Annotated in this window: 28 protein-coding genes; 5 read left to right on the forward strand and 23 right to left on the reverse strand. The window is 68.6% G+C overall.

Going from position 1 to position 26192, the window contains the following annotated elements; genetic code table 11:
• Nucleotides 1–35: 35 nt before the first annotated feature.
• Together ACWFRF_RS22680 and ACWFRF_RS22685 are read right to left on the reverse strand one after the other, a co-directional pair.
• Nucleotides 36–1991 (reverse strand): GMC family oxidoreductase, encoded by a 1956-nt coding sequence (locus ACWFRF_RS22680; RefSeq protein WP_452452109.1) that lies wholly within the window; start codon nucleotides 1989–1991, stop codon nucleotides 36–38.
• Nucleotides 1992–2105: 114 nt separating this feature from the next.
• Nucleotides 2106–2570: a carboxypeptidase-like regulatory domain-containing protein gene (locus ACWFRF_RS22685; protein WP_378992486.1), complete on the reverse strand. Its 465-nt coding sequence runs from the start codon at nucleotides 2568–2570 to the stop codon at nucleotides 2106–2108.
• 172 nt (nucleotides 2571–2742) lie between these two features.
• Here ACWFRF_RS22685 and msrA point away from each other — a divergent pair, with 172 nt between their 5' ends.
• Nucleotides 2743–3258: a peptide-methionine (S)-S-oxide reductase MsrA gene (msrA, locus tag ACWFRF_RS22690; RefSeq protein ID WP_452452111.1), complete on the forward strand. Its 516-nt coding sequence runs from the start codon at nucleotides 2743–2745 to the stop codon at nucleotides 3256–3258.
• A gap of 108 nt (nucleotides 3259–3366) precedes the next feature.
• A complete protein-coding gene (locus ACWFRF_RS22695; protein ID WP_452452113.1) occupies nucleotides 3367–4413 on the forward strand; it encodes a hypothetical protein in 1047 nt (348 codons plus the stop codon).
• Between the two features lie 54 nt (nucleotides 4414–4467).
• Here the strand turns inward: ACWFRF_RS22695 and ACWFRF_RS22700 are convergent, their stop codons facing one another.
• Nucleotides 4468–4716 carry a hypothetical protein gene (locus ACWFRF_RS22700; RefSeq protein WP_452452115.1) on the reverse strand — a complete coding sequence of 83 codons (249 nt, stop codon included), beginning with the start codon at nucleotides 4714–4716 and terminating at the stop codon, nucleotides 4468–4470.
• A gap of 114 nt (nucleotides 4717–4830) precedes the next feature.
• Here ACWFRF_RS22700 and ACWFRF_RS22705 point away from each other — a divergent pair, with 114 nt between their 5' ends.
• Nucleotides 4831–5865 carry a hypothetical protein gene (locus ACWFRF_RS22705; protein ID WP_452452117.1) on the forward strand — a complete coding sequence of 345 codons (1035 nt, stop codon included), beginning with the start codon at nucleotides 4831–4833 and terminating at the stop codon, nucleotides 5863–5865.
• A gap of 72 nt (nucleotides 5866–5937) precedes the next feature.
• Here ACWFRF_RS22705 and ACWFRF_RS22710 read toward each other — a convergent pair whose 3' ends face one another.
• Both ACWFRF_RS22710 and ACWFRF_RS22715 read right to left on the reverse strand, forming a co-directional pair.
• Nucleotides 5938–6594, reverse strand: a complete 657-nt coding sequence (locus ACWFRF_RS22710; protein WP_452452120.1) for a nucleotidyltransferase domain-containing protein — start codon at nucleotides 6592–6594, stop codon at nucleotides 5938–5940.
• An 83-nt stretch (nucleotides 6595–6677) separates the two neighbouring features.
• Nucleotides 6678–8279: a bifunctional phosphatase PAP2/diacylglycerol kinase family protein gene (locus ACWFRF_RS22715; RefSeq protein WP_387447646.1), complete on the reverse strand. Its 1602-nt coding sequence runs from the start codon at nucleotides 8277–8279 to the stop codon at nucleotides 6678–6680.
• A gap of 257 nt (nucleotides 8280–8536) precedes the next feature.
• On the opposite strand from ACWFRF_RS22715, the gene gcvT reads away from it, so the two are divergent.
• Nucleotides 8537–9637: a glycine cleavage system aminomethyltransferase GcvT gene (gene gcvT, locus ACWFRF_RS22720; protein WP_378992496.1), complete on the forward strand. Its 1101-nt coding sequence runs from the start codon at nucleotides 8537–8539 to the stop codon at nucleotides 9635–9637.
• A 55-nt stretch (nucleotides 9638–9692) separates the two neighbouring features.
• Nucleotides 9693–10790, forward strand: coding sequence for a branched-chain amino acid aminotransferase (locus ACWFRF_RS22725; protein WP_378992497.1), 1098 nt, complete (start codon nucleotides 9693–9695; stop codon nucleotides 10788–10790).
• A 61-nt stretch (nucleotides 10791–10851) separates the two neighbouring features.
• Here the strand turns inward: ACWFRF_RS22725 and ACWFRF_RS22730 are convergent, their stop codons facing one another.
• The 18 genes from ACWFRF_RS22730 to ACWFRF_RS22815 all read right to left on the reverse strand — a co-directional run bounded on the left by ACWFRF_RS22730 (nucleotide 10852) and on the right by ACWFRF_RS22815 (nucleotide 26192).
• The gene (locus ACWFRF_RS22730; protein ID WP_452452123.1) at nucleotides 10852–11565 is read right to left on the reverse strand and encodes an MBL fold metallo-hydrolase; all 714 of its coding nucleotides are present in this window, start codon (nucleotides 11563–11565) and stop codon (nucleotides 10852–10854) included.
• Between the two features lie 133 nt (nucleotides 11566–11698).
• Complete coding sequence (locus tag ACWFRF_RS22735; RefSeq protein WP_378992498.1) at nucleotides 11699–12448, reverse strand: adenosylcobinamide-GDP ribazoletransferase; 750 nt, start codon at nucleotides 12446–12448, stop codon at nucleotides 11699–11701.
• Nucleotides 12445–13518, reverse strand: a complete 1074-nt coding sequence (gene cobT, locus ACWFRF_RS22740) for a nicotinate-nucleotide--dimethylbenzimidazole phosphoribosyltransferase (protein WP_452452125.1) — start codon at nucleotides 13516–13518, stop codon at nucleotides 12445–12447. Before cobT ends, ACWFRF_RS22735 begins: the two co-directional genes overlap by 4 nt.
• Before the next feature lie 80 nt (nucleotides 13519–13598).
• Nucleotides 13599–14135 (reverse strand): bifunctional adenosylcobinamide kinase/adenosylcobinamide-phosphate guanylyltransferase, encoded by a 537-nt coding sequence (locus ACWFRF_RS22745; RefSeq protein WP_452452127.1) that lies wholly within the window; start codon nucleotides 14133–14135, stop codon nucleotides 13599–13601.
• Nucleotides 14136–14174: 39 nt separating this feature from the next.
• The gene (locus tag ACWFRF_RS22750) at nucleotides 14175–15143 is read right to left on the reverse strand and encodes an alpha/beta hydrolase (RefSeq protein WP_379312626.1); all 969 of its coding nucleotides are present in this window, start codon (nucleotides 15141–15143) and stop codon (nucleotides 14175–14177) included.
• A 65-nt stretch (nucleotides 15144–15208) separates the two neighbouring features.
• On the reverse strand, nucleotides 15209–15760 hold the full coding sequence (locus tag ACWFRF_RS22755; protein ID WP_452452129.1) for a pyridoxamine 5'-phosphate oxidase family protein: 552 nt from the start codon (nucleotides 15758–15760) through the stop codon (nucleotides 15209–15211).
• Nucleotides 15760–17301 carry a phytoene desaturase family protein gene (locus ACWFRF_RS22760; RefSeq protein WP_379312629.1) on the reverse strand — a complete coding sequence of 514 codons (1542 nt, stop codon included), beginning with the start codon at nucleotides 17299–17301 and terminating at the stop codon, nucleotides 15760–15762. Before ACWFRF_RS22760 ends, ACWFRF_RS22755 begins: the two co-directional genes overlap by 1 nt.
• The gene (locus ACWFRF_RS22765; protein ID WP_379312630.1) at nucleotides 17294–18046 is read right to left on the reverse strand and encodes an SDR family NAD(P)-dependent oxidoreductase; all 753 of its coding nucleotides are present in this window, start codon (nucleotides 18044–18046) and stop codon (nucleotides 17294–17296) included. Before ACWFRF_RS22765 ends, ACWFRF_RS22760 begins: the two co-directional genes overlap by 8 nt.
• A complete protein-coding gene (locus ACWFRF_RS22770; RefSeq protein WP_379312632.1) occupies nucleotides 18030–18422 on the reverse strand; it encodes a lipocalin-like domain-containing protein in 393 nt (130 codons plus the stop codon). The genes ACWFRF_RS22765 and ACWFRF_RS22770 overlap by 17 nt, the downstream gene beginning before the upstream one ends.
• A 3-nt stretch (nucleotides 18423–18425) precedes the next feature.
• Nucleotides 18426–18593 (reverse strand): hypothetical protein, encoded by a 168-nt coding sequence (locus ACWFRF_RS22775; protein ID WP_379312633.1) that lies wholly within the window; start codon nucleotides 18591–18593, stop codon nucleotides 18426–18428.
• A gap of 9 nt (nucleotides 18594–18602) precedes the next feature.
• Entirely contained in the window at nucleotides 18603–20186 is a 1584-nt protein-coding gene (locus tag ACWFRF_RS22780) for an acyl-CoA carboxylase subunit beta (protein WP_452452132.1), read from the reverse strand.
• A gap of 16 nt (nucleotides 20187–20202) precedes the next feature.
• Nucleotides 20203–21060, reverse strand: a complete 858-nt coding sequence (locus tag ACWFRF_RS22785; protein ID WP_378992511.1) for an alpha/beta hydrolase — start codon at nucleotides 21058–21060, stop codon at nucleotides 20203–20205.
• Nucleotides 21057–22007 carry an aromatase/cyclase gene (locus ACWFRF_RS22790; protein ID WP_452452134.1) on the reverse strand — a complete coding sequence of 317 codons (951 nt, stop codon included), beginning with the start codon at nucleotides 22005–22007 and terminating at the stop codon, nucleotides 21057–21059. Before ACWFRF_RS22790 ends, ACWFRF_RS22785 begins: the two co-directional genes overlap by 4 nt.
• 13 nt (nucleotides 22008–22020) lie before the next feature.
• Nucleotides 22021–22797 (reverse strand): 3-oxoacyl-ACP reductase FabG, encoded by a 777-nt coding sequence (gene fabG, locus ACWFRF_RS22795; RefSeq protein WP_378992513.1) that lies wholly within the window; start codon nucleotides 22795–22797, stop codon nucleotides 22021–22023.
• 11 nt (nucleotides 22798–22808) lie between these two features.
• Nucleotides 22809–23066: an acyl carrier protein gene (locus ACWFRF_RS22800; protein WP_378992514.1), complete on the reverse strand. Its 258-nt coding sequence runs from the start codon at nucleotides 23064–23066 to the stop codon at nucleotides 22809–22811.
• A complete protein-coding gene (locus tag ACWFRF_RS22805) occupies nucleotides 23063–24307 on the reverse strand; it encodes a ketosynthase chain-length factor (RefSeq protein ID WP_452452137.1) in 1245 nt (414 codons plus the stop codon). The genes ACWFRF_RS22800 and ACWFRF_RS22805 overlap by 4 nt, the downstream gene beginning before the upstream one ends.
• Nucleotides 24304–25575 (reverse strand): beta-ketoacyl-[acyl-carrier-protein] synthase family protein, encoded by a 1272-nt coding sequence (locus ACWFRF_RS22810; RefSeq protein WP_387447639.1) that lies wholly within the window; start codon nucleotides 25573–25575, stop codon nucleotides 24304–24306. The genes ACWFRF_RS22805 and ACWFRF_RS22810 overlap by 4 nt, the downstream gene beginning before the upstream one ends.
• The gene (locus tag ACWFRF_RS22815) at nucleotides 25572–26192 is read right to left on the reverse strand and encodes a TcmI family type II polyketide cyclase (protein ID WP_378992517.1); all 621 of its coding nucleotides are present in this window, start codon (nucleotides 26190–26192) and stop codon (nucleotides 25572–25574) included. Before ACWFRF_RS22815 ends, ACWFRF_RS22810 begins: the two co-directional genes overlap by 4 nt.

Genomic DNA, 26192 nt, shown 5'->3' on the forward strand with positions numbered 1-26192 from the left:
CGACCACACTACGTGTCCACTGCACATCGACACCACTAGCCCAGCCGGGCCGCGAGCCGTTTCGCGTTCATGTAGCCGATCGCCTCGATGGTGACCATCGGGTTCACACCGGGGGCGGTGGGGAAGCTCGACCCGTCGGCCACCACGATGTTCGGCACATCCCAGGTGGCACCGTCCGGGTCGGTCGCCGAGAGTTCCGGCGTACCGCCCATCCTGGCCGAGCCCATGATGTGCAGCGCGCCCATCGAGCAGCGGCCGGGGCCGTAGCCCGCCTTCTTCGCCGCGGCGTCGAATTCGGCGAGCGAACCGCGGGTGCCCGGTTCGAAGGAGATGCCCGCCTGATGACCGGAGAAGATCCGTTGCGCGCCCGCGGCTTCCAGGATGGAGGCGGCGCCGACGATGCCGGTGTGCAAGTGCGCCGCGTCGTAGTCGGACAACTGGTATTTCACCACCGGTTCGCCGGACTTGTCGATCGAGACGGTGCCGGGGTCGCGGTCACGGGTGATGATGCCGATGGAGTTCGTGCGCGCGAAATCGAGCATGGTGGCCCGATGTTGCGCCGCGCCACGCCAGCTCATGAAACCGGTGGCCAGACCGGGATGGACCGGGCCGGTCTCGTAGATCACGCCGTAGCCGTTGCCGTCGAGGTTCGCGTGGTGCCTGCTGATGCGGGCCTGCAACGCTCCTTCCCACGGGCGGACGTCGTCGTCGAAGACGCCGAAGACCGCCGCGGCCGGGTGCAGGCGCAGATACCGGCCGATGTTCTTGTTGCGCAGACCGGATCGTCGCAGCAGCGCCGGTGTCTGGATCGCGCCCGCGGCGACCACGACCGCCTTGGCGCGCACCGTGATCTCGACGCCGGAGGCGGTGACCGCCGAAACCGATTCGGCCCGACCCGCTGTCACGGTGATCGCGCGGACGTCGGCGTCGACCACCAGGCGCGCACCGTGCTCGGCCGCATCGGCGAGCCAGGTCTTGGTCGCCGACTGCTTGGCGCCGAGGCGGCAGCCATAGCCACAACGCCCACACTCGATTCCGGCGTCACAGGCATCGCTGACATTGCGCGGCAGGGTGTCCACCTCCCAGCCGAGCGCGCGCGCACCGCGCTCGAGAATGCCGTCGCGCGCCGAAAGCGGGGACTTGCTGTCGGTGACGCTGATCCGTTTCTGTACAGCGGCCAGCGCATCACCGAACTCGTCCTCGGCGAACTGCGGCACGCCGGTCTCGGCCCATTCGGTACGGACGGTGTCGGGCGTCGGCAGCGAGGTGCTCCAGTTGACCACGGTGCCGCCGCCGAGGCAGGTCCCCGCGACGAGGGTGATCTGGCCTTCCGCCGATGCGGCGGGTCCCGGTGCGTACAGGCTGGTCAGCGCGTCGAGTTCGCCGTCGCCGAAATCCTGGTCGTCGTAATAGTTTCCGCGTTCGAGCACGATCACGTCGAGGCCTGCTTCGGCCAGCACCGCCGCGGCGGCACCGCCACCGGCGCCGGAGCCGACCACCACCACATCGCATTCGAGCGCGGTGGATTCGGTGAATCGCAGCGGTGACAGCGGCGGCTTCGGGGCGGTCTCTAGCCGACCGGCCGGCGCCGGATAGCCGATCTCCGCCCACAGCGGATTCGTTCCGGTGGGCCCGGGACTCACGTTGTAGGCGAGCAGGGAAGCCTGCTTGAGCGCCTGGAAGATCGCCCGGGCGGGGGCGAGGCCGGAGTCGGCCAGGCGCAGCAGGGCTGCCTCGCGCTGCTCCTGCGAGAGCGTGGAGAACCGGCGCGGGCCGCGGCCGGTGAACAGGCCGAAGAGGCGAGAATCCCACAGTCCCAACAGCGTTGCCAGCTGCTTCTGTTCGGCCTCGCGAGGATTGCGCCCGAGGATGCGGAAGATCGTGTCGACCGCGCCGATATCGGTCGCGGCGGGTAGTCCGCGCCCGTCGCCAGGGAGAAATGTATCGCAGATCATGCCCAGCGCGGCCCGCTGTTCGGCTGTCGGTTCCATGCGGAAACCACCCCTTTTCACTCTGGGGTGATTTCTATCACGGGACACGCGACCGCGCTGGGGGTCAACAGGTTTCGGGCCGGGCGGTGACAGCGCCCGGCCCGGCCTCCTCGATCAGTCGGCGGTGAACTGGATCGTTTTGAGCGACGGAGTCGACAGGTCGACATCGGCGCGGGTGACCGACTGCGTCGCCGAATCGTTGCGGTAGGCGGTGAGCCGGTAGCGCCCGGGCTGTAGTCCGCGGAAACTCACCTGCCCGTTGGCCCCGGTGGACATGTGCCGGTGAATATTGTCGCCACAGGCGTCGATGCCGGTGAGGACGATCTTGCCGCCCGCGATCGGCATGCGGTTCTTCGCGGTGATCAGCACCGCGTCGATCTGGCCCGCGGCCGCCGGGCTCGCCCCGCGGACTCCCTGGCCGTTCTGCCGTGCCTGTCGTAGTTCCTCGCAGGGCGCCGCGTCCTGCGCGATCGAGTCGTCGGCGCCGGGGTGAGCCCCCGTGGCGGTCGCCGCCGTCCCCATCAGAGCTGTTGCCGCCAATCCGATCGCCAAACACTGGGAAATGACAAATCGTGGCATCGCGCCGTCTTCCTCCTACTTCCTGGCCTGACCTGAAAGTGCACGTGGACATTGCTGAGGTAACGCTCGGGCGGCAACAATACTGACGGGAATTCCGGCGCTGAAACCGGTGTTCCATAGAGGCGGTTGTGGCCGTTTTGTGCGACCGTTGAGCCCTCATGAAGGAGGATGTGTGAGCGACACTCGTAAGGCGATTCTGGCCGGTGGATGCTTCTGGGGCATGCAGGATCTGATCCGCCGGCAGCCCGGCGTACTGGCCACCAGGGTCGGCTACACCGGCGGCACCAACGACAATCCCACCTACCGCAATCACCCGGGCCACGCCGAGGCCGTCGAGATCGAATACGACCCGGCGCAGACCGACTACCGCGCGTTGCTCGAGTTCCTGTTCCAGATCCACGATCCGACCACCAAGGATCGCCAGGGCAACGATCTCGGCGACAGTTACCGTTCCGCGATCTTCTATCTCGACGACGATCAGCGCCGCATCGCCGTCGATACCATCGCCGATGTCGACGCCTCGGGCCTGTGGCCGGGCAAGGTCGTCACCGAGGTGACCCCGGCGAGCACGTTCTGGGACGCCGAGCCCGAGCACCAGGACTACCTGATTCGCTACCCCGACGGCTACACCTGCCATTTTCCTCGTCCCGGCTGGAAACTCCCGAAGCGCGAGAACACCGGCAAGTAGCGTTTTCCATATGTCATGATCGGCTGTGTCGGCGTGACCGTGACGTCGGATCGGAGTACTCATATGAGCGGCAGCGACCGTCTCGAACGATGAGGGGAAGCGATTCGGATGACATATGGACAGCAGCAACCCGGTTATCCTCCGGCGGGACCGACGCTCAGTGTCGGTGACGCCATCGGGTACGGGTGGACGAAATTCAAAGACAACGCGCTCGTGTGGATCGGGATGGTGGTCGTCGCATTCCTGATCCAGGCGGTGATCAGCTTCCTGTTCGGGCTCGGAAACTCCGGCGACACCGATTATGACGGCGGTGTCAGTTTCGGGTTCGGGCTCTGGCAGATCCTCGGCACCATCGTGAGCACGGTGATCGGATATCTGATCTCGGCGGCATTCGTGCGTGGCTCGCTGCACGAAACCGATGGCAACAAGCCCGGATTCGGGTCGTTCTTCCAGTTCACCAATGTGGGTGCGGTGATCATCGCCGGCCTGCTGGTCGGTCTGGCGACCGGCATCGGCCTGCTGCTGTGTGTGTTGCCGGGCCTGGTCGTCGCGTTCTTCACCTGGTGGACGATGCAGTTCGTGATCGACCGTGACCAGGACGGTGTCACCGCGATCAAGTCGAGTTTCTCGGCGATCTCGAGCAACGCGGGAACGCTGCTGCTGCTGGCGCTGGCGCTGTTCGGTATCAACATCGTCGGTGCGCTGCTGTGCGGCCTCGGCCTGCTCGTCACGATCCCGTTGACGATCATCGCCTCGACCTACGCCTACCGGCTTGTCACCGGTGGGCCGGTCGCCGGCGCGGCGAAGACCCCGGAGCCGGGATACCCGCAGCAATACGGCGGGCCCGCAGGGGGATTCGGCGGGCAGCCGGGGTACGGCGGTCCGGAAGGCGGACAGGGTTACGGCGGTCCCGGTTACGGCGGTCCAGAAGGTGGACCGGGTTACGGCGGGCCTGCGGGCGGTCCCGGCACCGGTGGTCCGGGTACAGGCGGACCGGGTTACGGGGGTCCTGGCACGGGCGGACCGGGTTACGGCGGTCCTGGCACCGGTGGTCCGGGCACGGGCGGGCCGGGATACGGCGGTCCCGAGCATCCGGATGGTCCCGATCTGGGCAAGCCCAATGACCAGGGCTGGGGCCCTGAAGGCAACCGCTGAGAGGTTGATCCCGAGGGGCGTGCGATGTCGTTCATCGCACGCCCCTCGTGCTGTTCACTCGCAGCCGATGCCGTCTCCGTCGCGGTCGAGGCCGTAGTCGTCGGGGCCGATCACCGTGACGCGGCCGGTGTAGACGGGGCCGTTGCCGCTACCGCCTTCGCAGTCCACATCGCTGACGATGGGCAGGCACGGGGTGTAGGAGGCGTGGCAGTTCGAGGGCTGTGCTGTTGCGACGGCCGGCGTGGCGATCGCGAACGCGAAGGCGGCGATGACGGCGGAACCGAGGGTGACGACGTACTTCATGGTGCTCCATTCAATTATTCAGCGGCGAACAGTGTTTCACGGGTGGGTGATTTGTCGTAAATTTGCTTGTCGGTACCTGTCGGTAGCATCGGGGGACTCGGACAAGGGGGAGTGATGCGGGGGAAATGGCGGGCGCTGTCGTGGTGGGCGCGGGGTGCGGTGATCGCGCTCGCGCTGGTTCTTGTGGTGACGCTGCCGGTGGCGGGGGTGGTAGCCGCCCTGCTGGTGCACAACATCGGCGAACAGTCCGAACAGGCGCGGACGCGAGGCAGAGACGCGGTCTGGCTCGGTCATGCCTGGGTGGACGGGCGCAAGACCGACGCCGATATCGACGGACTCGGGAAGTTGCTGGCAGGTACCGGAGTTCGGGATCTGTACGTCCATACGGGACCGTTGGAACACGACGGGAGTCTGCGCGACGATCTCGCACCGCGGGCGCAATGGTTCGTCGACGCGGTGCACGCGCGATTACCGGGAATTCGGGTGCAGTCGTGGCTCGGCGACATCGTGCAGCCCGAATTCGACGGCCTGGATGTGGAATCGGCGGCCTCGCGCGAGCGGGTGGTGGCATCGGCGCGGCGAGTGCTGGCTTACGGGTTCGACGGAGTGCATTACGACCTCGAACCCGTTCGGTCCGGGTCGCCGGGATTTCTCGCGCTGCTCGACGCGACTCGGGTCGTGACCTCGGGGGCGCACGTCCAGCTGTCGGTCTCGGCGCCGGTGATCGATCCGCTGCCCGGATTGCATTCGGTGGGTTCGGCTGTCGCCGATCACGGAAAATGGTGGAGCCAAGCCTATTTCGCCGAGGTCGCCCGTCGCTCCGATCAGGTGGCGGTGATGTCCTATGACACGGCGATGCCTACCCGGGCTCTCTACAGCGGGTATGTGGCGCAGCAGACCGGACTCGCCGCCGAGGTGACACCGGACGGAGTCGATCTGTTGATGGGAGCACCCGCCTTCTGGGCCGACGACCCGGGCCATCACGGTACTGCCGAGACCGTTGCCGCCGCGGTACGGGGGATTCGTCTCGGCCTGACCGACACCGACGTCGGCCGCGCGAACTTCGGTGTGGCCTTGTACGTGGATTTCGCTGCCACGCCGCAGGATTGGGCCGACTATCGACGAGAGTGGTGCCGGATGGCCGAATGAATTCGGCGACCGTTCGATTCCGGATCGGCGGTATCGCCCGGTCGCGGTTGGTTCCGCGCCGCCTGTTTGTCGCTATTCCGCAGTGGTGGGGACGACGGCGGGCGCGCAGATCTCGGTCAGCCATGGGTGATCCGGGTAGAGCTGGGTCAGCCAGGAATTCAGCCGGGTGAGCCGGTACTCGGGGAGAAGGGGGAGGACGCGGAGGAAATCGGCGTGGTCTTTGGGGCGGTTGGCTTTCGCCTTGAACAGCAGCACGACCTCGGGAACGAGATAGGGGATGCCGTTGGCCGTGGTGCGGATGAGTTCGGTGTAGGAGAGAGTGATCGTGGGGTCGCGGCGGCAGATCCAGGTGTCGCCGTCGTGCGGTTCACGGAAGACGTCGAGATGGAAGGCGCCGGTGAAGGGGTCGCGCAGCCAGGTTTGATGGAGTTCGGGGTTGGACGCGGCCAGGGCATAGGGCCAGAGTTCGCCGCTGCCGACGACGTCCCATTCGTATTCGGGGAAGGCGGCGGCGATCTGGGGGAAATCCGTTCGGGGAACGGTGATTTCGATGTCGTCGTGGGCGCGGGAGATCGCGCCCGCGAAGAGGTCGAGGGCCCAGCCGCCCGCGACGGCCCAGGGGGCCGGGCAGCTGGCGAGGCGGGCGGCGACCACGCTCGGGGTCCACGGGTCCCAGCGGCGGGCGGCTTCGGTTGCGGTGATCGGACGTCCCCCGTCCGGCGAGCTCATCTACCCATCCTCGGTACCCACGGCCGGGGGCGCAAGGCTGTTGTGGGCGATGGTGATCGAGACGAGACGGGTTTGTGAGGAAGTCAGCGCCGGCGGTCGGTGAGCCAGGCCAGGGGGCGGCGGTGGTGGGGTCGTGGGCGGTTTTCCCAGCGGGGGTTGTCCTCGTTACGGCGGTAGGCCGGGATCCGGCCCGCCACCGAGAAACGGAAAGTGGTTGCGATACCCACTACTTCGCCATCCGCGGCGACGGCGACGGGGGTTCTCGAGGTGACGGTGAGTTCGTGCATCTGACGTTCGCCGTAGACGCGGCTGTGCCCGATGGCGGCGAGCATCAGGGCGATGACGGCGCGGGTACGGGAGAACCGCACATCGGCGCGGAGCCAGCGGACGTCGAGCAGGCCCTCGTCCAGGCGGGAGCGGAAAGCGGGCACAGCGCCGTGCGGGTGGTAGGGGCCGTTGCCGATGAACAGGAACCACATGTCGTGCCAGCGGTCGTCGAGCCGGATGTGGATCGGTTCCGCGCGGCGCAGCGTGACGACGAGGGCGGCGGCGAAGGCGGGCCACTTGCCCCAGCGGTCTTCCCACTTCTCGCGCAGGCGGACCAGCTCGGGGTAGGCGCCGATGCTCGCGGTGTTGATCCAATGGTGGGTGTAGGGGCCGTCGGTGGTGTCGAGTTCGACTGCGGCGATGTCGACTTCGACGGCTTCGCCGGTGCCGGTGGCATCGGCCACCTCGCGCAGGTCGTAGACGCCGAGGTCGCGGGCGAAGTGGTTCAGGGTGCCGGCGGGGATGACGACCAGGGGCAGGTTGTTGCGGACCGCGACGGCTGCCGCCGCGGCGATGGTTCCGTCTCCGCCCGCGGCGCCGACCGCGAGGACCGAGGTGCGGTCGCTCGCCGCGCGATCCGCGGTGTCGCTGTCGGTCGCGAGAGCGGTGTCGACCGCTTCCTGCAACACCTCGACGGCGTCACGGCCGGGTTCGGTGCGTACCAGGGTCGCGGCGGGCAGGGCTTCGGCGATGTCCGCCGTGGGGTCGTAGGAGGAGTCGCCGGAGCGGGGATTCACCAGCAGCAGCAGACCTTTGCCGTCGGCGAGGATCGGCGCGTCGTGCACGACGTGCGCGTCGGCCTCGTCGGATTCGCGAATCGGCCACCAGCGGCGGGTGGTGAGAGCGACAGCGGTGCCGACGCCGGCGCCGACCAGCACGTCGGACGGCCAGTGCGCGCCGGTGTGGATGCGCGAGTAGGCGACGGCGGCGGCCACCGGCGCGACGGCGAGCGCGGCGCGCGGGCTCTCCAGGGCGACGGCCGTGGCGAAGGCGGCGGCATTGGCGCTGTGGCCGGACGGGAAGGACGACGACACCGGCGCGGCGACCAGCCTGCGGCCCAGCGGCATCAGTTCGGCCGGCGGCCGCCGCCGCGGGATCAGCGTCTTGAGCACGAGGTTGACGACGAAGCTGCTGCCACCCAGTGCGATGACGCCGCGCAACGCCGCCCGTCGCGGGGGACCCGGCTTCACCGCGAGCGCCGCCGCCACGGCCAGCCATAGACCGCCGGTGTTGGCAGACCGGGTCAACCGCAGCATGCCGCGATCGACCGACGATTCCGGAATACGGGACACCGCCCGGCTCATCGTGTCGTCCATCCGGGCGACATGGCCGAAGCGTGCTCGGGGCAACTCACTCACACCCAGAACACTACCGCCGTTGGGCGTCACGATCTTTCGACGCGGACAGCGTCACCCGTGCACCCCTCGGTGGCGGGACGCGCTGTTCGCCTGGCTGAGGCAGCCGAGGTCGATCGGTCCGGTCGAGCCGGAGACGCCGCTCCGACGGAGGTTCATGCCCGCGATCCTCGCACCGGCGGGCGACGCGCGAAACCGGTCGGATCCCCGCAATTACGGGGGCAGGAAGCGGTAGGCGCGCCGCCCGATAAACTCTGCCCATGACCGACACCGCGCTGCTCGAGGGCCCCATTCACGCTGTTCATGTCGAACTCGGCGCCACCTTCGCGCCGTTCGGTGGGTGGGAGATGCCCGTGCAGTACGCGGGCACGGTCGGCGAGCACACGGCGGTGCGCACCACGGTCGGGCTCTTCGACGTGAGCCACCTCGGTAAGGCGACGGTCGCGGGTCGGGGAGCTGCGGCTTTCGTGAACTCGGCGCTGACCAACGACCTGGGCCGGATCCAGCCGGGCAAGGCGCAGTACACCCTGTGCTGTGCCGAGGACGGCGGCGTGATCGACGACCTGATCGCCTACTACGTCAGCGACGACGAGGTGTTCCTGGTGCCGAACGCGGCCAACACCGCGGCGGTGGTGGCCGAGTTGCGCAAGGTCGCTCCCGAGGGCATCACCGTCACCGACCAGCATCGCGACTACGCGGTGTTCGCGGTGCAGGGGCCCAAGGCCACCGAGGTGCTCACCGCACTCGGACTGCCCACCGAGATGGAGTACATGGCCTACGCCGACGCCGAGTGGCAGGGCCGCCCCGTGCGCGTGTGCCGGACCGGCTACACCGGCGAGCACGGCTACGAGCTGCTGCCGACGTGGGCCGACGCGGAGCCGCTGTTCCGTGCGCTGATCGCGCAGGTCGAGGCCGAGGGCGGCCAGGCGGCCGGACTCGGCGCGCGCGACACCCTGCGCACCGAGATGGGCTACCCACTGCACGGACACGAACTGTCCCTCGACATCACCCCGAACCAGGCCCGCACCGGCTGGGCCGTGGGCTGGAAGAAGCCGGAATTCTGGGGCAAGGCCGCGCTCGAGCAGGAGAAGGCCGACGGCCCGCGCCGTACGCTGATGGGACTGAAGGCACTGGATCGCGGCGTGCTGCGCCAGGGCCAGACCGTGCTCCGCGACGGCGAGCCGGTCGGCGAGACCACCTCGGGGACGTTCTCACCGTCGCTCAAGGTCGGCATCGCGCTGGCGCTGCTCGACACCGACGCGAAGCTCGAACCCGGCGACGAGGTGGAGGTCGACGTGCGCGGACGCAAGCTGCGCGCCGCGGTCGTCAAGCCGCCCTTCGTCGACACCAAGACCAAGTAACTCCCCGGTAGTGGGGGCGAGACAGCACCGAATCGGCCCGGATAGGATTCCCACCATGACAGTCGCCGCACAGTTCACCCGTATCCCGCATCCCGCGCCCACCCCGGCGCAGCGGCGGGACGAGGTACTGGCGGCCCCCGGTTTCGGACGATTCTTCACCGATCACATGGTGTCGATCGACTACGCCGACGGCCGGTGGGGCAACGCGCGCGTCGAACCGTACGGCCCGCTCTCGATGGACCCGGCGACCATGGTGTTCCACTACGGCCAGGCGATCTTCGAAGGGCTCAAGGCCTACCGCCAGCCCGGCGGCGAGATCGCGACCTTCCGCATCGATGCCAACGCCGCGCGGTTCCGCCGCTCGGCCGCGCGCATGGCGATGGCGGAACTGCCCGAGGAACTGTTCATCGAGTCCGTGCGCCAGCTCCTCGACGTCGACGCCGACTGGGTGCCCGCGGCCGGTGGCGAGGACTCGCTGTACCTGCGGCCGTTCATGTTCTCCACCGAGGCGGGCCTGGGCGTGAAGCCCGCGTCGGCCTACAAGTACCTGCTGCTGGCCTCGCCTGCCGGGGCCTACTTCCCGCGCGGTGTGAAGCCGGTGCGGGTGTGGCTGTCGACCGAGTACGTGCGCGCGGCTCCCGGCGGCACCGGTGAGGCGAAGGTGGCGGGCAACTACGCCTCGTCGCTGCTCGCGCAGGCGCAGGCCACCGACGAGGGCTGTGACCAGGTGGTCTGGCTGGACGCCTGCGAGCGTCGCTATGTCGAGGAGATGGGCACCAACAACCTGTTCTTCGTGTTCGGCACCGGCTCGGAGGCGCGGCTGGTGACCCCCGAGCTGTCGGGTTCGCTGCTGCCCGGTATCACCCGCGACTCGCTGCTCACCCTGGCCGCCGACTCCGGCTACCCGGTGGAGGAGCGCAAGATCTCGGTGGAGGAATGGCGCAAGGGCGCCGAATCCGGGGAGATCAGTGAGGTGTTCGCCTGCGGAACGGCGGCGGTGATCACGCCGGTCGGCTGGGTGAAGTCCGGTGAGGGTGAGTTCGCCATCGGCGGTGGTGAACCCGGTGAGGTGACGATGGCGCTGCGCGACACGTTGACCGGAATCCAGCGCGGAACCTTCGCCGACACCCACGGGTGGATGCGGACTCTGTAAGCGTCACAACAGCATTCGAGAGCGGGTCCCTGGCGTAGGGGCCCGCTCTTCTGCTGTTCGTTCAGCCCGGCATCAACGCCTGCCACTCGCCGAGGGACTTCGGACGCAGGACGTAGTTGGACTCGCGGACGGAGGACAGCGCGGCGCTGGGGGCTTCGGAGTACCAGTGGCCGGGGTAGACGACGGGGTTGCCTTCGAGAGCGGCGAGTTGGCGCAGGCTGCGGAACATCTCGTCGGTGTCGCCGCCGGGGAAGTCGGTGCGGCCGCAGCCGTCGATGAACAGGGTGTCGCCGGAGATGAGGCGGCCGTCGAACAGGAAGCACTGGCTGCCCGGGGTGTGACCGGGCGTGTGGAGTAACTCGATCTCGAAGGCGCCGACCTTCACCTTGTCGCCGTGGTCGTGGCCGGTCAGTTCGCTGGGGGCGATGCCGGTGGTCTGGGCGACCCAGTCCAGTTCGAGCTTGTTGACATGGACCGGGACGCTGGTCTTCTCGAGCAGTTCGGCCACGCCGCCGAGGGTGAAACCGAGCATGGTGCCGCCGACGTGGTCGGGATGATGGTGGGTGGCGAGCACGCCGGATACGCGCATGCCGTCGGCCTCCGCGACGTCGACCAGGTCGGCCGCTTGGTAGGCGGGGTCGACCAGGAGGGTCTCGCCGGTCTCCCGGTCGCCGATCAGATACGCGAAATTGCGCATCTGCGTGGCGATCGGATCGCCGACGGCGTAATCCCGGCCGGACAGCAGCTGGCGGAAGTAGAGGCGCTCGGATGACATGCGCTCCACTGTATTGCCACCGGTGTGCTGGCGATGCACCCGAGTACCGTTGACCGGACGGTCTGTGGGAGCACACAATCGCCGATATCCTGGACTTGTGACCAGTACGAGTTTGCGGTAACTGAGCGTTTCGCTATAACGCCAGCGAGAAGCCCACTGCGGCAATCGAAACCGTGATCTCCACTACTGCGCCGAGAATATCGCCGGACAGGCCCTCGAAACGGCGGACACAGTGCCGGGTGACCACAACGGTCGCCGCGAGGGCGGCGATCACGACAACGGGGCCGAGCCAGAGGTTGTCTGGCACCGCCCACACCGCGATGCCGACGGCGATCGCGGTCCAGATCAGCACGACGGCGCGCGGCTGCGTGCCCGCGACCAACGCGCCGAAACCGGCGTCGGGGGCGGCGCGGATGCCGGTGCGGCACGCAGGCACGACGGCGACCCGGCTCACGGTGACGGCGAGGACGAGCGCGAGCCAGCGGTGCTGATCGGCCAGCGTCGCAAAAGCCACCGCTTGGACGGCGACGGCGAAGATGAGCGCGGCCACGCCGAACGGGCCCGCACCGCCGGACTTCATGATTTCGCGGGCGCGCTGGGGCGGGCCATAGCTGCCGAGCCCGTCGACGGTGTCGGCCAGGCCGTCGAGGTGCATGCCCCGGGTGAGCAGGGCGAGCAGGCCGACGACGAGGAGACCGGCGAGCAGGGCGGTCAGGCCCGCGTTGACCAGTAACCAGAGGGCGCCCGCCGCGAACGCTCCCAGAGCGAGCCCGATCAGCGGGGCGAGCGAGATCGCGTGGCCCGCTGTGCGCCGGTCGACCACGGCCGGGCCGGTGATCGGGACGATGGTCAGCCAGGAAACCGCGAGCCGGAGCGCGTTCACTTGGCCAGGTCGACGGTGTCCGATTCCTCGGCCGAGGTGCTGACGCCCGCGTCGGCGAAGGTCGACATCTCGGCGAGGGTGGCGACCGCGGCCCGCAGGATCGGGAGGGCGGTCAGGGCCCCGGAGCCTTCGCCGAGGCGCATCTCGAGGTCGATCAGCGGGGTCAGGCGCAGGTGCTTCAAGGCCAGGTCGTGAGCCGGTTCGGTGGAGCGGTGGGCCGGCAGCCACCAGGCTTTCGCGCCCGCGGCGAGGTCCTCGGCGACCAGGGCCGCGGCGGTGACCACGACGCCGTCGAGCAGCACGGGCGTGCGACGGACGGCCGCCTGGGCGAGGAAACCGGTCATGGCGGCGAAGTCGGCGCCCGCCGCGACGCGGAGCAGGTCGACGGGGTCGGTGGCGACCGGGCGGGCACGGCGCATGCCGTCGCGGATGGCGGCGACCTTGCGGATCCAGCCCCGGTCGTCGACGCCGGTGCCGCGGCCGACCGCGGCGACGGGTTCGGTGCCGGTGAGGACGGCGATGAGGACGGTGGCGGGGGTGGTGTTGCCGATGCCCATGTCACCGGCGATGAGCAGGTCGGCGCCCGCGTCGATTTCCTCGTCGGCGATCGCGCGACCCGCGGCCAGTGCGGCGGTGACCTCGGCGTCGGTGAGCGCGTCCTCGCGATCGATGGAGCCGCTCGAGCGACGCACCTTGTGCTGGGCCACCGAGGGTTCGGTGTCACCGTCGACGGCGATGTCGACGACCCGCACGGTCGCGCCCGCCACGGCGGCCAGCGCGTTCACGGCCGCGCCGCCCGCCAGGAAATTGGCCACCATCTGCGCGGTGACCTCGCTCGGATACGCCGAGACACCGTGCTTCGCCACGCCGTGGTCGCCCGCGAACAGCACGACCCTGGCGCGTTCGAACTGCTGGGGTGGGCATACGCCCTGGCACGCGGCGACCCAGTTGCCGAGTTCCTCGAGCCGTCCCAGTGATCCGGCCGGTTTGGTGAGCTGCGTCTGGCGCTGCTCAGCCGCCGCGCGTACCTGCGCGTCCGGGGCCGCGACCGGGTCGAATCCGTGCGTCACTGGCAAGCCTTTCGGAGGTGGTACGGGTGTTCGACGCTCATCTTGCCCGGATCACGGTGCACGGCGGCGACCGACCCGGTTCATTTCAATCGAAGCGGCAGCCCGGCGACGATGAGGTACGCCTCGTCGCACGCCCGCGCGAGACGCTGGTTCAGCGCGCCGATCTCGTCGCGGAACAGCCGCCCCGAGCGGGTCGCGGGGATCACGCCCAGGCCCACCTCGGGCGATACGATCACCAGCCGTTCCCGGTAGGCCGCGACAGCCTCGACGAGCGTGTCGCAGTCGGGGGTGACGGTGCCGCGCGGTGCGTCCCAGGCGTCGCGGGCGTCGAGGCGGGCGGTGAGCCAGGTGCCGATGTCGTCGAGCAGGGTCGCGGGCGCCGCGGTGGCGAGAACCGTTGCGGGCTCGGTGTTCTCGACGGTCGTCCAGTGTTCGGGGCGGCGGTCACGGTGGACGGCGATCCGGTCGGCGAAGTCGTGATCGGCGGGATCGACCACGGCGGTGGCCAAATAGCGAACCGAGGGTGCGTCGGTCAGCACGGCCTCGGCGAAGGCGGATTTTCCGGAGCGGGCGCCGCCGAGCACGAGGACGCGGGCCGAGGGGGACCTGTCTGACATGTCAGCACGGTAGCAATCGGCCACGGCGCGGCTTCGGCGTCAGGCCGACAGCGCGTCCAAGATCATCGGGCGAGCGGTGGTGAGGGCCTGTTGCCAGTACGGCCAGTTGTGGGTGCCGTTGACGATGTCGACACGGGCGGAGACCCCGAGGGCGGTGGCCCGGTCGCGGAAGATGCCCGCGGCGACCACCGTCATCGCCTCGAGGCTCATCGCGTTGAGGGTGTTGCCGAGGCCGTAGGGGACATCGGCGGCGCCGGGGATGCCGTTGCCGGTGGTCACATAGAGGGGCAGGCCGCGCAGCCGCTCGACCTGGGCGGTGGCGTCGTTGCGGGCCCACGCGGGGTCGCCGGCCGGGCCCCACATGTCGTCGACATTGAAATTGCCCTCGTCGAGCATGGCGACGCGCATGGCCTGGTTCCACATCGGGTAGGTCGGGTTGACGAAGCCGGAGAACGAACCGGCGAAGCGGAACTGATCACGATGGTGGGCGGCGAGGGTGAGTGCGGCGTTGCCGCCCATGGACGCGCCGACGATGGCGTTGTTGGTACGCGAGACCCCATATCTGGCAAGGAAATCGGGTAGTTCACGGGTGAGGAACGTTTCCCACCGGTAGGTCGTCTTCTGGCCGTTGGTGCTGCTGGGCCGGTACCAGTCGGTGTAGAAGCTGGAGTGGCCGCCGACCGGGAACACCAAAGTAACGTTGTCGCCGGCGAATTGGCGCAGGGCATCGGTGTCGGTGGTCCATTGGCTGTGGTCGTCGGGGGCGCGCAGACCGTCGAGCAGGTACAGCGCCGAGCTGCCGCCGCGCGCCGCCCATTGCACCTGGACCTTGATCGGGCCCATGCTCGACGGCACGATCAAATCCGCGAAACCGCCTGCGGGCGTACGTATCACCGGCGGCGCGGCAACGGCCGCGGAGGTGCCGATGAACGACACGACCACGGCCGTCGCGACGATCGTGAGAGCTCGGCTCAGCCGACGAGATCTTCCCCACCCAACGTTGAACACATCAGCCAGCTGATCAGTTTCCGATAGGCCGAGTCAAGCAGACTGTGCGACCTCACAGCCTGAACTCACCCGGTTCGGCGCGCCGAATGGTAAGGGCGGCAACCGGTGACGGTGCGGCCGTCGTAGCTGAATTCCAGGAACACCCGCCAGAGCTGGCGGACCCGGTGATCGGCCCACAGTCCGCGGGTCGGTTCGATGCGATAGAACACCTGTTGGCCTTCGTCGGGGAGTTTGACATTGTCGTAGAGCGAGATATCGGCGAGCCACGGGAACTGCTCGAAGCTCAGGGTGACGGCACGCTGGATCTCGGCGGGATCGGTGACCAGCGTGGCGCGACCCTGGATCTGCACCGAATGAATGGCGTGGCGACCCGCGAAACCGCCGGGTGGAATATGGCTCACCACGTAGCTGACATTCGGATTCTGTTGCATCTGACCGTGTTTGCGATTGAATTGGAAGGTGTGCATGTAGGCGACGAGACCGTCGGCGGCGATGTGCATGGCCGAGGTCGACGGCGCGCCCTGCTCGTCGATGGTGGCCAATGCGGCGAGCTCCTCGGTGCGCAGGAGCTCGGTGATCGCTTCCTGGACTTCGGCGGGGCCGGGTTCGATGTTCATCAGGCGCCCATCCCCAGGTCGGCGAGGACCGCCAGCGCGGCGGCTCTCGCGCCACCGGTGACACCCTGACCGGGATGAGTGGACGGCCCGACGAGATAGAAGCCCTCGGCGGGCAGCCGGTAGCCCATGTTCGGCAGCGGTCGCATACCCATGAACTGGAACAGCTGGCAGCCGAAGTGGCCGGGATCGCCGTCCACCCAGGCGTCGTTGTAGCGCTCCATGTCCAACGGGCTGTGCACCACCCGCGACAGCACCTGATCGGGGCCGATATTCGTGGTCATCTGCGCGAAGGTGGCGAAGACCTGATCGAAGATCTCCTCCTTGCGGCTGTCCCAATCGCCCTCGGCCAGCTCCATCGGGGCGTAACCGAGCAGGTAGAGCGTGTGATGCGGGATGGGAGCCCTGCTGGGGTCCCAGCGGGTGGCGGTCGAGACCGTCGGGATGGTGTGCACCGGTTCGCCGTATTTGAGCTGGTCGAAGGTACGCAGCAGGTCGGGCAGATCGAGGGCGACCTCCTGGAAACCGGCTTCGGTGACCTCCGGCCCGGCACGGAACTCGGGCGCCTCGCTCAGGACGAGATGCCCGGCGACCAGGCGGAAACCGGCGGACTTGATCCGATCGACCTTGCGCTCCCACTCGGCGCCGAACCGGTGCTCCACCATCGCGGGCAGCTGCTTGATATTGAGGTCGGCCAGGACAGCGCGACGCGCGCTGAACTCGGTGCCGTCGGCGCAGCGCACCCCGGTGACCCGGTCGCCGTCGAACCGGAACCGCTCGACCTTCGCGCCGGTGTGGATGGTGCCGCCGTAGCCGCGCAGCGCGGCGGCGAGCGCGTCGGACAGTGACTGCGAGCCGCCCACCGCGAAACCCATGCCGTAGCGATGGATGAACGGCACCATCAGCAGCAGGAAGGCGCCGGTGCCGCCCTCGTCCGGCGAGATCAGCAGCTCCGACACCCAACGGCACAGGGCCGCTTTGACTTTCGGGTGCACGAACCATTCGTGGCAGACGTCGAGGTAGCTCATCATGAGCACCCGCATCGTCTCCTGACCGATCTCGGACTGTTCCAGCTGCGCGAACAGCGCGCCGAGCGGGGCCGGCGGGCGGAACATCGCGGGCAGCAGCTGGTCGAGCAGCGGGCTCGCGAACTCGTAGAAACGCAGGTAGTTCTCGGCGTCGACGGGGGAGATCCGCGCGATCGTCTCGGCCGTCTTGTGCACGTCGTGATAGAAGGCGATGAAGTCGTCGTCGGGGAACACCACCGACATGCTGGGGTCGGGATAGACATAGCTCAGCCCGTGCTCGGCGAGCAGGCCCAGTTCGTCGTCGAGGATCATCGGATTGCCGTGGATGAAGATGTGTGCGGCGGCGTGCAGGTCGTGCTGGTGACCGGGCAGGGTCACCGCCTCGCTGACGACGCCACCGCCGATCTCCGACTTGGCCTCCAGGACGACGACATCCAGGCCCGCCTTGGCGAGGTAGGCGGCGGCGGTGAGGCCGTTGTGCCCCGCCCCGACGACGATCACGTCATGGTCAGCCATGGTGTGCTCCGAGTCCGTAGCCGCCGTCGATGTCCCAGATCGAGCCGGTGACGAAACCGGCGCCCGCGGAATCGAGCAGGGTCAGTACCGGCGCCGCGACCTCGTCGGCGGTGGCGATGCGTTTGATCACGTTCGTGGCGACGACGCCTTCCTCCAGTCCCGCGATCGCCTCGGCGCCCGCGCGGAAGCCCGGGGTCTCGGTGATGCCGGCACAGACGCCGTTGACTCGAATTCCCCTGGGGCCGAGTTCGCTTGCCCACGTCGGCACCAGGTATTGCAGGGCTGCCTTGGTAGCGCCGTAGATGCCGGTGCCCGGTCCCGGCTTGCGGCCGATGGCGGAGGAGATGACCGCGATCGAGGAACCGGTCTGCTTGGCCAGCGCGGGCACCGCCGCGGCGACGGTGGCGATGGTGCCGCGCAGGTTGACGTCGATGATCCGGTTCACTTCCGCCATCGGCTGGGCGAAAATCGCACCGGGAATGAGGATTCCGGCATTGCACACCAGGAGGTCGAGGCCGCCGAACTGCTCGACCGCGTGGTCGACGGCGTGGTGCGCGGTGTCCGGATCGGCGATGTCGCCGCTGATCCAGGCCGCGCCCAGGGTGTCCGCCGCCTCGGCCAGTTCCTTCTCGCGGCGCCCGGTGAGTACCACCTTCGCGCCCTCGGCGACCAGCGCCGCCGCGATCGCGTAGCCGATGCCCTCGCTCGATCCGGTGATCAGAGCGGTCTTACCTTCGAATCGCATGCTTCTCCTGTGCTGCTTCGGCCCTGCGCCACTGCACGACGCGGCCGTTGTCGGGGGTGGTGCGGATGGTGAGCAGACCGTCGGTCAGCTCGGCGATGCGGACTTGTTCCTCGCCGACCCAGTCGGTGCGTGAGCAGACGAGGATGTGATGGCGCAGGACGCCGTCGTCGACGCGCCAGCGGCCCGCGTATCCCATGAACGCGGGTTCGCCGGGGGCGGTGCGCATCATCGCGACCGAGAGGTGGCCGGACGCGGTGTAGGTGAGGAACCCGGCGGGCTCGGCGCCGAGTGGGCCGGGCGTCGGCGTGCCCGTGGGATCGGTGTCGTGGAACGACGCGAGTTGCCAGGTGCCGATCAGATCGTCGGGTCGGGGCATGGGCTAGCGCCAGCCGCGCGGATCGCGAAACCGGGTGTAGGGCAACACCGCCTGGGGCGGCGACAGCTCTTCGGCCTGCTCGTCATAGGTCAGCAACACCGCGGCGACGGCGGCGATCATCTCTTCGCTCGGATCGATTCGGGAATCGACCAGCGCTGGGGAATCGGACATGTGGTCCTCCTACTGGGGTGGGTTGCCGTGCTTGCGCACCGGCGGCTCGGAATGCTTGGCGCGCAGCATGTTCAGTGATCTGATGAGGATCGAACGGGTGTCGGCCGGGTCGATGACGTCGTCGACCAGGCCGCGCTCGGCGGCGTAGTAGGGATGCATCAACTCGCGGGCGTACCGGGCAACGAGCTCGGTCCTGGCCGCGTCGGGGTCGCCGGCGGCGACGATCTGTTTGCGGAAGACCACGTTCGCGGCGCCCTGTGCGCCCATCACCGCGATCTCGTTGGTCGGCCAGGCCAGCGCCAGATCGGCACCGACACTGCGCGAGTCCATGACGATGTAGGCGCCGCCGTAGGCCTTGCGCAGCACGATCGAGATCCGCGGCACGGTCGCGTTGCAGTAGGCGTACAGCAGCTTCGCGCCGTGCCGGATGATGCCGCTGTGTTCCTGGCCGACCCCGGGCAGGAACCCCGGCACATCGAGCAGGGTGACCAGCGGGATGTTCATCGCATCGCACATCTGGACGAAGCGTGCGGCCTTCTCGCTGGCGCTGATATCGAGAGTGCCCGCCAGGCACTGTGGTTGGTTGGCGACGAAACCGACTGTCTGACCGTTCATCCGGGCCAGCGCGATGACGATATTGGCGGCCCAGCGTTCCTGGATCTCCAGATACGCGCCGTCGTCGACGATTTCGGCGATCACCGCGCGGATGTCGTAGGGCGTGGTCCCGGTGTCGGGGACGAGATCGCCGAGCGCGGGGCATGGCCGATCGACCGGGTCGTCGGTGGGCACCACCGGCGGCAGTTCCCGGTTGTTCTGTGGCAGAAAGGAGAGCAGGTAGCGCACATCGGCGAGGCAGGTCGCCTCGTCGTCGTGGACGAAGTGCGCGACACCGGAGCGCTCGGCGTGGATGTCGGCGCCGCCCAATCCGTCGAGGGTCACCGATTCGCCCGTGACGGCGGTGACCACCTCGGGCCCGGTGATGAACATCTGCGAGGTGCCGCGCACCATCAGGACGAAATCGGTCAGGGCGGGGGAGTAGGCGGCCCCGCCCGCACAGGGCCCCAGCATGACGCTGATCTGGGGAATCACCCCCGAGGCTGCGGTATTGCGCCGGAAGATGCCCCCGTAGCCGGCCAAGGCGGCGACACCCTCCTGGATCCGGGCGCCCGCACCGTCGTTCAGCGACACCAGCGGCGCCCCCGCGGTGATCGCCAAATCCATGACCTTGTGGATCTTCTCGGCGTGCGCCTCGCCCAGCGCACCGCCGAAGATCCGGAAGTCGTGGGCGTAGACGAAGGTGGTGCGTCCGTCGACGGTGCCCCAGCCGGCCACCACGCCGTCGGTGTAGGGCCTGCTGTGCTCGAGGCCGAACCCGGTGGCCCGATGCCTGCGCAACGGTTCGAGTTCGGTGAACGAGTCCGGATCGAGCAGCAGCGAGATCCGTTCGCGGGCGGTCAGTTTGCCCTTGGCGTGCTGGCGCTCGGTCGCGGCCGGATCGGGGCCGAGCTCAGCCAGTTCCTTACGCAGGCGCAGTTCGTCGATCCGGTCGAGGTCACCGTCGGAGGTGAACGGCAGCGTGTATTCCTCGGTCACAGCGGTGTCCTCTCGCTCAGGCCGCGATGGGGTCGAGCAGGCAGGTTTCGAAAAAGGCCAGCGCACTCGTGTGATAGGCCCTGGCCGCCCAGCCCAGGCTGATGTTGTGGCCCGCCTGCGGGACGCGGGTCAAGCCGCGGCGGGGCGCCGAGGCGAGCAGGGCGGACAGGTCGGCGAGCGCGGCATCGTCGGTGCGCCACCACTTCTCCTGCTCGGCGAAGCTGAACCGCACCGGAATCCGGATGCGATCGGCCAGTTCGGCGAAGGTCTGCGGCCAGGCGGCGGCGTCGACCAGTTCCAGGATCGGCGTCGAGTCCACCGCCGCGCCCGACCGGGCGAAGGTGCCGGGCGGATACAACTGGAGATCGCCCCAATTGCGTTGCCACATCTTGGTTTCGGTGTCCTCGCTGTAGAGGTGCCCGCAGCCCGAGACGTCGACGCCGCAGAACTCGCTCTCGGTCGCCATGGTGAGGGCGAGCTTGCCGCCGAAGGAGTGCCCGAGCAGGAACATCCCGGCGCCGACCTCGTTGTCGGCGGTGAAGTCGGCGAGCGCGGCACGCACGGTCTCGGCCTGGTCGGTCAGCGACTGACCGTCCGGCAGGGCGTCGACCGAGGCACCGTAGCCCGGACGGTCCAGTGCCAGCACCGCGTAGCCCAGCCGGGTGGCGGTGCTGAGCAGCGACACGTCCGGGTGGGCGCGGCCGTGGAAGTACGCGGCGGACATCCCTGCCCCGTGCAGGGCGACGATGGTGGCACGAGGCAGGGCCAAGGCGGGCGTACTGAGCAGGCCGGACATCGGAATTCCCGCCGCGTCCAGGGTGATCCGGTGCACGCCCGGGGACAGGAGCGCCGCGCTCGCCTCCGCGGAGCTCATGACCGTTCCTCGGCGAACTTCTTGGCATGGGCCAGGGTGGCCATGCTGTTGGTGCTCAGCGCCCGCTGCACGTACTCCCTCGCGGTCGCCACATCGGCGTCGGGACCGAGGACCGTGGTGATGTTGTCGGTGTTGATCACCACGCTGTGCTGCGACGACACCGCCACCCCGCCCTCGGACGGCCGCACGGTCCAGTACCCGGTGTGCAGCGTCATCAGCGCGGGCATGGTCAGCTGCTTGTAGGCGATCATGGTGTCCGGGAACACGATGCGATACGACATGGTGCGGTGCTGGGAACCGTCCATCGCCACCGTGTCCATCGCCAGTGACTGGATGCCGGGACCCGGTTCGATGAGCTCGACCCCCGCCACATGCGGCAGCCGCTCCGGCCACAGCTGCGCTTGGCTGATGAACCCGAACACATCGGCGGCCGTGCCCGCCACCTCGACGGTGTCCTCGAAGGAGAACGTCGCGTCGGTGCCCGCGTCGCCGAGTTCGATATTGCGCTTCAGCGCGGCGAGCTCGGTGGTCGAATTGCGGTCGACCACCTGGTCGATCCAGCTCAGCTGGTCTTCCTCGGTGGCCTGGTAGTCGTGTAGCAGGCGTACGTTGCTCCGGTTCACCGAGAGCGCCTCGATGATCCAGGTGCCGCCCATCGCGGCGATCGGAGCGCTGCTGACCTCCTGGCGGAACTCGATGCGGCGTTGCTCCGGATCGAGTACCCGGCGCGACACCCAATGCTTGACGCTCTCGCCCGCGGTGGCCCAGATCCGGATGCGCTGCTCGCGGTCGTCGTTGTCGAGGTAGTCGGCGAAGATGGTGGGCGGGAACAACTGTGGCCAGTTCTCCACCTCCGCGAGCAGCCGGTAGACGGTCGCCGCGGGCGCGGTGATCTCGATCGAATGCTCGGCATGGCCGGTGGTGGTGACGGATACGGATGCGGACATGGTCGATCCCCTTTCAGTAATTCCCGAGTCCGCCACAGACATTCATCGCCTGGGCGGTGATGGACGCGGCGGTGTCGGAGGCGAGATAGCCGACCAGGCCCGCCACTTCCTCCGGAGTGCAGTAGCGGCCGAGCGGGATCTTGGCGGTGAACTTCGCCATCACCGCGTCCTCGGTGCTCTGCTGCAGGCTCGCGTAGTTGCGCCGAACCTGCTGCGCCATCGGCGTTTCCACATAGCCGGGGCAGACGGCGTTGACGGTGATGCCGGTCGGCGCGAGCTCGTTGCCGAGCGCCTTGGTGAACCCGACGACACCGTGCTTGGACGCCGAGTACGGTGCGCCGAGGACCACGCCCTGCTTGCCCGCGGTCGAGGCGATGTTGATGATCCGGCCGCGGCTGCGGTGGCGCATCCCGCCGGTGTTGAGCACCTCGCGCGTCATCCGGAAGACGCTGTTGAGGTTGGTGTCGATGACGTTGTCCCAGATCTCGTCCACCAGGTCCGCGGTGACGCCGCCGCCGCTGATACCCGCGTTGTTGACCAGCACGTCCACCGGGCCGAACCGGGCGGTGGCGGCTTCGATGAACTCGTGCACCGACTCACCCGAACGCACGTCGACGGCGCTGCCGTCCACCTCGAGGCCGGCTTCGGTGAACTCCTTGACGGTGGTGGCGACGTTCTCCGCGGTGCGCGCGCCGAGGTAGACGGTGTGCCCGTTGCCGGCGAGCAGCCGGGCCACGGCCAGCCCGATACCGCTGGTGGCACCGGTGACCACTGCGTGCATTTTCGACATGATGACTCCTTCTAGGGGGTGCGAACGGGGAGAAGGGCGTTCACCGCGTCGAGAAAGGTGCGCGGTGTGGTCGCTTCGATCACGGTCGAGTCGTCGAGGGTCACCCCGAATTCGCGTTCGACGCGGCTGGCGGTCTCGAGCATCGCGAGGGAGTCGTAGCCGAGATCGTCGAAGGTGAGGTCGAGGATGTCGGACTCCAGGTCGACGTTCTCGGGTTCGCCGGAGCCTTCGAGGAGGATCCGGGTCAGGTCGTCGAGGGTGAATGTCATGAGATTTCCCTTCCTTCGGGTGCGGACACGACCATGGCGGAGTTGAATCCGCCGTAGCCGCGTGCCAGGACGAGTGCGGCACGCACCGTCGCGTGCCGCACCCCACCGACCACCAGGTCCAGTGGCGAGTCGGCGTTCGGGGTGACGTTGATCGTCGGTGGGATCTCGCCGGTCGACATGGCGAGCAGCGCGGTGGCGACATCGAGGGGGCCCGCTCCCGAATACAGCCGTCCCGTCATGGTTTTCGGAGCGGTGACGGGGACGCCGCGGTGACCGAAGACCGCGGTGATGGCGTCGGACTCGATCTGATCGTGCTCGGGCAGACCCGCGGCGTCGGCGAACACCACGTCGATATCGCTCGGCGCGAGTCCGGCATCGGCGAGCGCCCGTTCGATCGCCGCGCGCAGGGCCGGTTCGCGACCGGTTCCGGGCGCGGGATCGAACGTCGCGGCGTATCCGGCGATCTCGCCGTAGCTGCGCGCTCCCCGGGCGGTGGCCGCCGCCGCCGACTCGAGGATCAGGATCGCGCCGCCCTCACCCGGGACATGGCCCGCGGCCCGCGCGTCGAACGGCAGGTAGGCGGCATCGGGATCGGCGCCCGCGTGCAACCGGCCGCTCGTCCACAGTGCCGCCCAGCCCCACGGGCACAGCGTGGCGTCCATCGCGCCCGACACCATCAGCGCGGTGCCTCGGCGAATCTGCCTGCGCGCATGGGCGATCGCGTCGAGGCCGCCTGCCTGGTCGCTGACCAGGACACCGCTGGGCCCTTTCATACCGTGACGAATGGAGATCTGGCCGCTGTTGACCGCGTAGAACCAGGCGAAGGACTGATAGGCGCTGACGAAACGGCTACCCCGGCTCCAGAGATTCCCGAGCTCCTTCTGCGCGAACTCGAAACCGCCCGAGGACGAGGCGGTGAGCACGCCCATGTCGAAGTCGTCGAGCTCGCCGGTGTCGATGCCGGCATCGGCCAGTGCCCATTCGGCCGCGACGAGAGCGAGGCGGGTCACCTGATCTGTCTGAGGCAGAAGGCGATTGGGCAGGTATTGCTGGGGATCGAAGTTGTCGATCTCACCGGCCAGCGTGGCTGGGTAGCCCGCCGGATCGAAGCGGGTGAGTCGGCCAATGCCACTGCGGCCCCCGCGCACCGCATCCCAATAGGGCTGAGTACCGAGGCCGTTCGGCGCGGTGATGCCGATGCCGGTGACCACCGCGCGGGTGTCGTCGAGTACCGCGGTCATGCCGCGACTCCCTTCGCCGTGGTGAGGACCATCGCGCTCTGGAAGCCGCCGAAGCCGCTGCCCACCGTGAGTACGGTGTCGGTGCGGTGCTCACGGGCGGTGAGCGGCACGTAGTCGAGGTCGCATTCGGGGTCGGCGGTGTGCAGGTTCGCCGTCGGCGGCACCACGTCGGCGCCGATCGCCAGGACCGAGGCCGCGATCTCGATCGAGCCGATCGCGCCGAGCGAATGCCCGACCATCGACTTGATCGAGCTCACCGGGGTGTCATAGGCGTGTGAACCCAAACTGCGCTTGAACGCGGCGGTTTCGTGACGGTCGTTCTGCTTGGTGCCCGAGCCGTGCGCGTTGATGTAGTCGATCGAGTCGCCGGGCAGCCGGGCCTCGTGCAGCGCCACCCGGATGGCCTCGGCCATCTCGACGCCGTCGGGGCGCAACCCGGTCATGTGATAGGCGTTCGCGCGGGTGGCGTAGCCGGCGATCTCGGCGTAGATGTGCGCACCGCGCCGCCGGGCCGCCGACAGTTCCTCGAGGACGAACAGGGCCGCGCCCTCACCCAGGACGAAGCCGGTGCGGGAGGCATCGAACGGCCGGGAGGCGGTTTCGGGGGAGTCGTGGCGCGGGGTGGTCGCCTTGATCGCGTCGAAGCAGGCCATCGTGATCGGCGAGATCGGCGCGTCCGAGGCGCCGGTGACCATGATGTCCACCGAGCCCTCGGCGATGAGCTGGGCGGCGTACCCGACCGAGTCGAGACCGGACGTGCAGCCCGAGGACACTACGGTCGCCGGCCCTTGCGCGCCGACCGCGAAGGCCACCTCGGCGGCGAACGAGCCGGGCGACAGATGGTGGTAGAGGTGCTGGTCGGCGTACTTCTGGTCGACCAGTTCCAGGCGTCCGCCATTGCTGATCACGCGGTAGTCCTGCTCCAGGCGCATCGTCGCGCCGACCGCGCTGCCCAGTGCCACCCCGATCGAGTACGGGTCGATGGTGTCGAACTCGAGCCCGCTGTCGGCCACCGCGCTGCGCGCGCCGACGACGGCGAACTGCGCCGCGCGGTCGAGTCGCTGGATCTCGTGGGGAGTGAGGCCGTGCAGTTCGGGGTCGAAGTCGACCTCGGCCGCGACCTTGGACCGGAACTGCTCGGGATCGAAGAAGCTGATCCGCCGGGTGGCGGTGCGGCCGGCGGTGAGCAGTTCCCAGAACTGCTTGGTGCCGACTCCGCCGGGGGCGATCACCTCCATTCCGGTGATGACGACGCGCCGGGTGTTCACTGTGCCTCCCAGTGGTAGAAGCGGTGTGCGACCGCGTCGGCCGGCTTGCGCCAGGTCGACGAGTCGTACTTGTCGATCAAGGGGTCGAGGTCGTCGCAGATCTGGATGAAGCGCGGGTCGGCTTGCTTCCACGCCTGGGCGATCACCGCACCGCCGTCGGGGGTCTCGAAGTCCTGCAGGTGGAAATAGACGCCGCCGAGGGCGAAGAGCTGCCTGCGCCGGGTGCCCATCCGGTGGGGGACGTCGGTGGTGTCGAAATCGGCGAACAGCTGCGCGACCTGCGGGCGGCGTTCGGGGACAAGGCGATTGACGACGAGGGTGCTGAACATGGCGGGGTCCACCGGGCCGGGCAGCCAGTGGTAGTAGCGCTCGGCGAGCACGGTGGTGTCAAAGGGCGCGATATCGGCGCCGAGGTCGGGGCCCTCGGGCTCGCCGGGCAGCGGTGTGTCGCTGTCGACGATGTGGATGAGCAGATCGTCGTGGTAGTGGAACAGTTGGCGGCGAACGATTTTCGCGTCCGTCGGGGCCGCCGTGGCATCGTGCTCGGCGAACCTGCCCGCCACGCGTGCGCGGGCCGCGATAGTGGTCGTCCTGGCGACCGTGACTGTCGTATGCAT

The sequence above is a fragment of the Nocardia sp. NPDC055165 genome (genome assembly GCF_053606985.1).

What these genes read in the sequence shown, in the direction of transcription:
- ACWFRF_RS22680 (WP_452452109.1), bottom strand. Translation starts at nt 1,991, where the DNA reads ATGGAACCGACAGCCGAACAGCGGGCCGCGCTGGGCATGATCTGCGAT.
- ACWFRF_RS22685 (WP_378992486.1), bottom strand. Translation starts at nt 2,570, where the DNA reads ATGCCACGATTTGTCATTTCCCAGTGTTTGGCGATCGGATTGGCGGCA.
- ACWFRF_RS22695 (WP_452452113.1), top strand. Translation starts at nt 3,367, where the DNA reads ATGACATATGGACAGCAGCAACCCGGTTATCCTCCGGCGGGACCGACG.
- ACWFRF_RS22700 (WP_452452115.1), bottom strand. Translation starts at nt 4,716, where the DNA reads ATGAAGTACGTCGTCACCCTCGGTTCCGCCGTCATCGCCGCCTTCGCG.
- ACWFRF_RS22705 (WP_452452117.1), top strand. Translation starts at nt 4,831, where the DNA reads ATGCGGGGGAAATGGCGGGCGCTGTCGTGGTGGGCGCGGGGTGCGGTG.
- ACWFRF_RS22710 (WP_452452120.1), bottom strand. Translation starts at nt 6,594, where the DNA reads ATGAGCTCGCCGGACGGGGGACGTCCGATCACCGCAACCGAAGCCGCC.
- gcvT (WP_378992496.1), top strand. Translation starts at nt 8,537, where the DNA reads ATGACCGACACCGCGCTGCTCGAGGGCCCCATTCACGCTGTTCATGTC.
- ACWFRF_RS22725 (WP_378992497.1), top strand. Translation starts at nt 9,693, where the DNA reads ATGACAGTCGCCGCACAGTTCACCCGTATCCCGCATCCCGCGCCCACC.
- ACWFRF_RS22730 (WP_452452123.1), bottom strand. Translation starts at nt 11,565, where the DNA reads ATGTCATCCGAGCGCCTCTACTTCCGCCAGCTGCTGTCCGGCCGGGAT.
- ACWFRF_RS22745 (WP_452452127.1), bottom strand. Translation starts at nt 14,135, where the DNA reads ATGTCAGACAGGTCCCCCTCGGCCCGCGTCCTCGTGCTCGGCGGCGCC.
- ACWFRF_RS22755 (WP_452452129.1), bottom strand. Translation starts at nt 15,760, where the DNA reads ATGAACATCGAACCCGGCCCCGCCGAAGTCCAGGAAGCGATCACCGAG.
- ACWFRF_RS22760 (WP_379312629.1), bottom strand. Translation starts at nt 17,301, where the DNA reads ATGGCTGACCATGACGTGATCGTCGTCGGGGCGGGGCACAACGGCCTC.
- ACWFRF_RS22765 (WP_379312630.1), bottom strand. Translation starts at nt 18,046, where the DNA reads ATGCGATTCGAAGGTAAGACCGCTCTGATCACCGGATCGAGCGAGGGC.
- ACWFRF_RS22770 (WP_379312632.1), bottom strand. Translation starts at nt 18,422, where the DNA reads ATGCCCCGACCCGACGATCTGATCGGCACCTGGCAACTCGCGTCGTTC.
- ACWFRF_RS22775 (WP_379312633.1), bottom strand. Translation starts at nt 18,593, where the DNA reads ATGTCCGATTCCCCAGCGCTGGTCGATTCCCGAATCGATCCGAGCGAA.
- ACWFRF_RS22785 (WP_378992511.1), bottom strand. Translation starts at nt 21,060, where the DNA reads ATGAGCTCCGCGGAGGCGAGCGCGGCGCTCCTGTCCCCGGGCGTGCAC.
- ACWFRF_RS22790 (WP_452452134.1), bottom strand. Translation starts at nt 22,007, where the DNA reads ATGTCCGCATCCGTATCCGTCACCACCACCGGCCATGCCGAGCATTCG.
- fabG (WP_378992513.1), bottom strand. Translation starts at nt 22,797, where the DNA reads ATGTCGAAAATGCACGCAGTGGTCACCGGTGCCACCAGCGGTATCGGG.
- ACWFRF_RS22800 (WP_378992514.1), bottom strand. Translation starts at nt 23,066, where the DNA reads ATGACATTCACCCTCGACGACCTGACCCGGATCCTCCTCGAAGGCTCC.
- ACWFRF_RS22805 (WP_452452137.1), bottom strand. Translation starts at nt 24,307, where the DNA reads ATGACCGCGGTACTCGACGACACCCGCGCGGTGGTCACCGGCATCGGC.
- ACWFRF_RS22815 (WP_378992517.1), bottom strand. Translation starts at nt 26,192, where the DNA reads ATGCATACGACAGTCACGGTCGCCAGGACGACCACTATCGCGGCCCGC.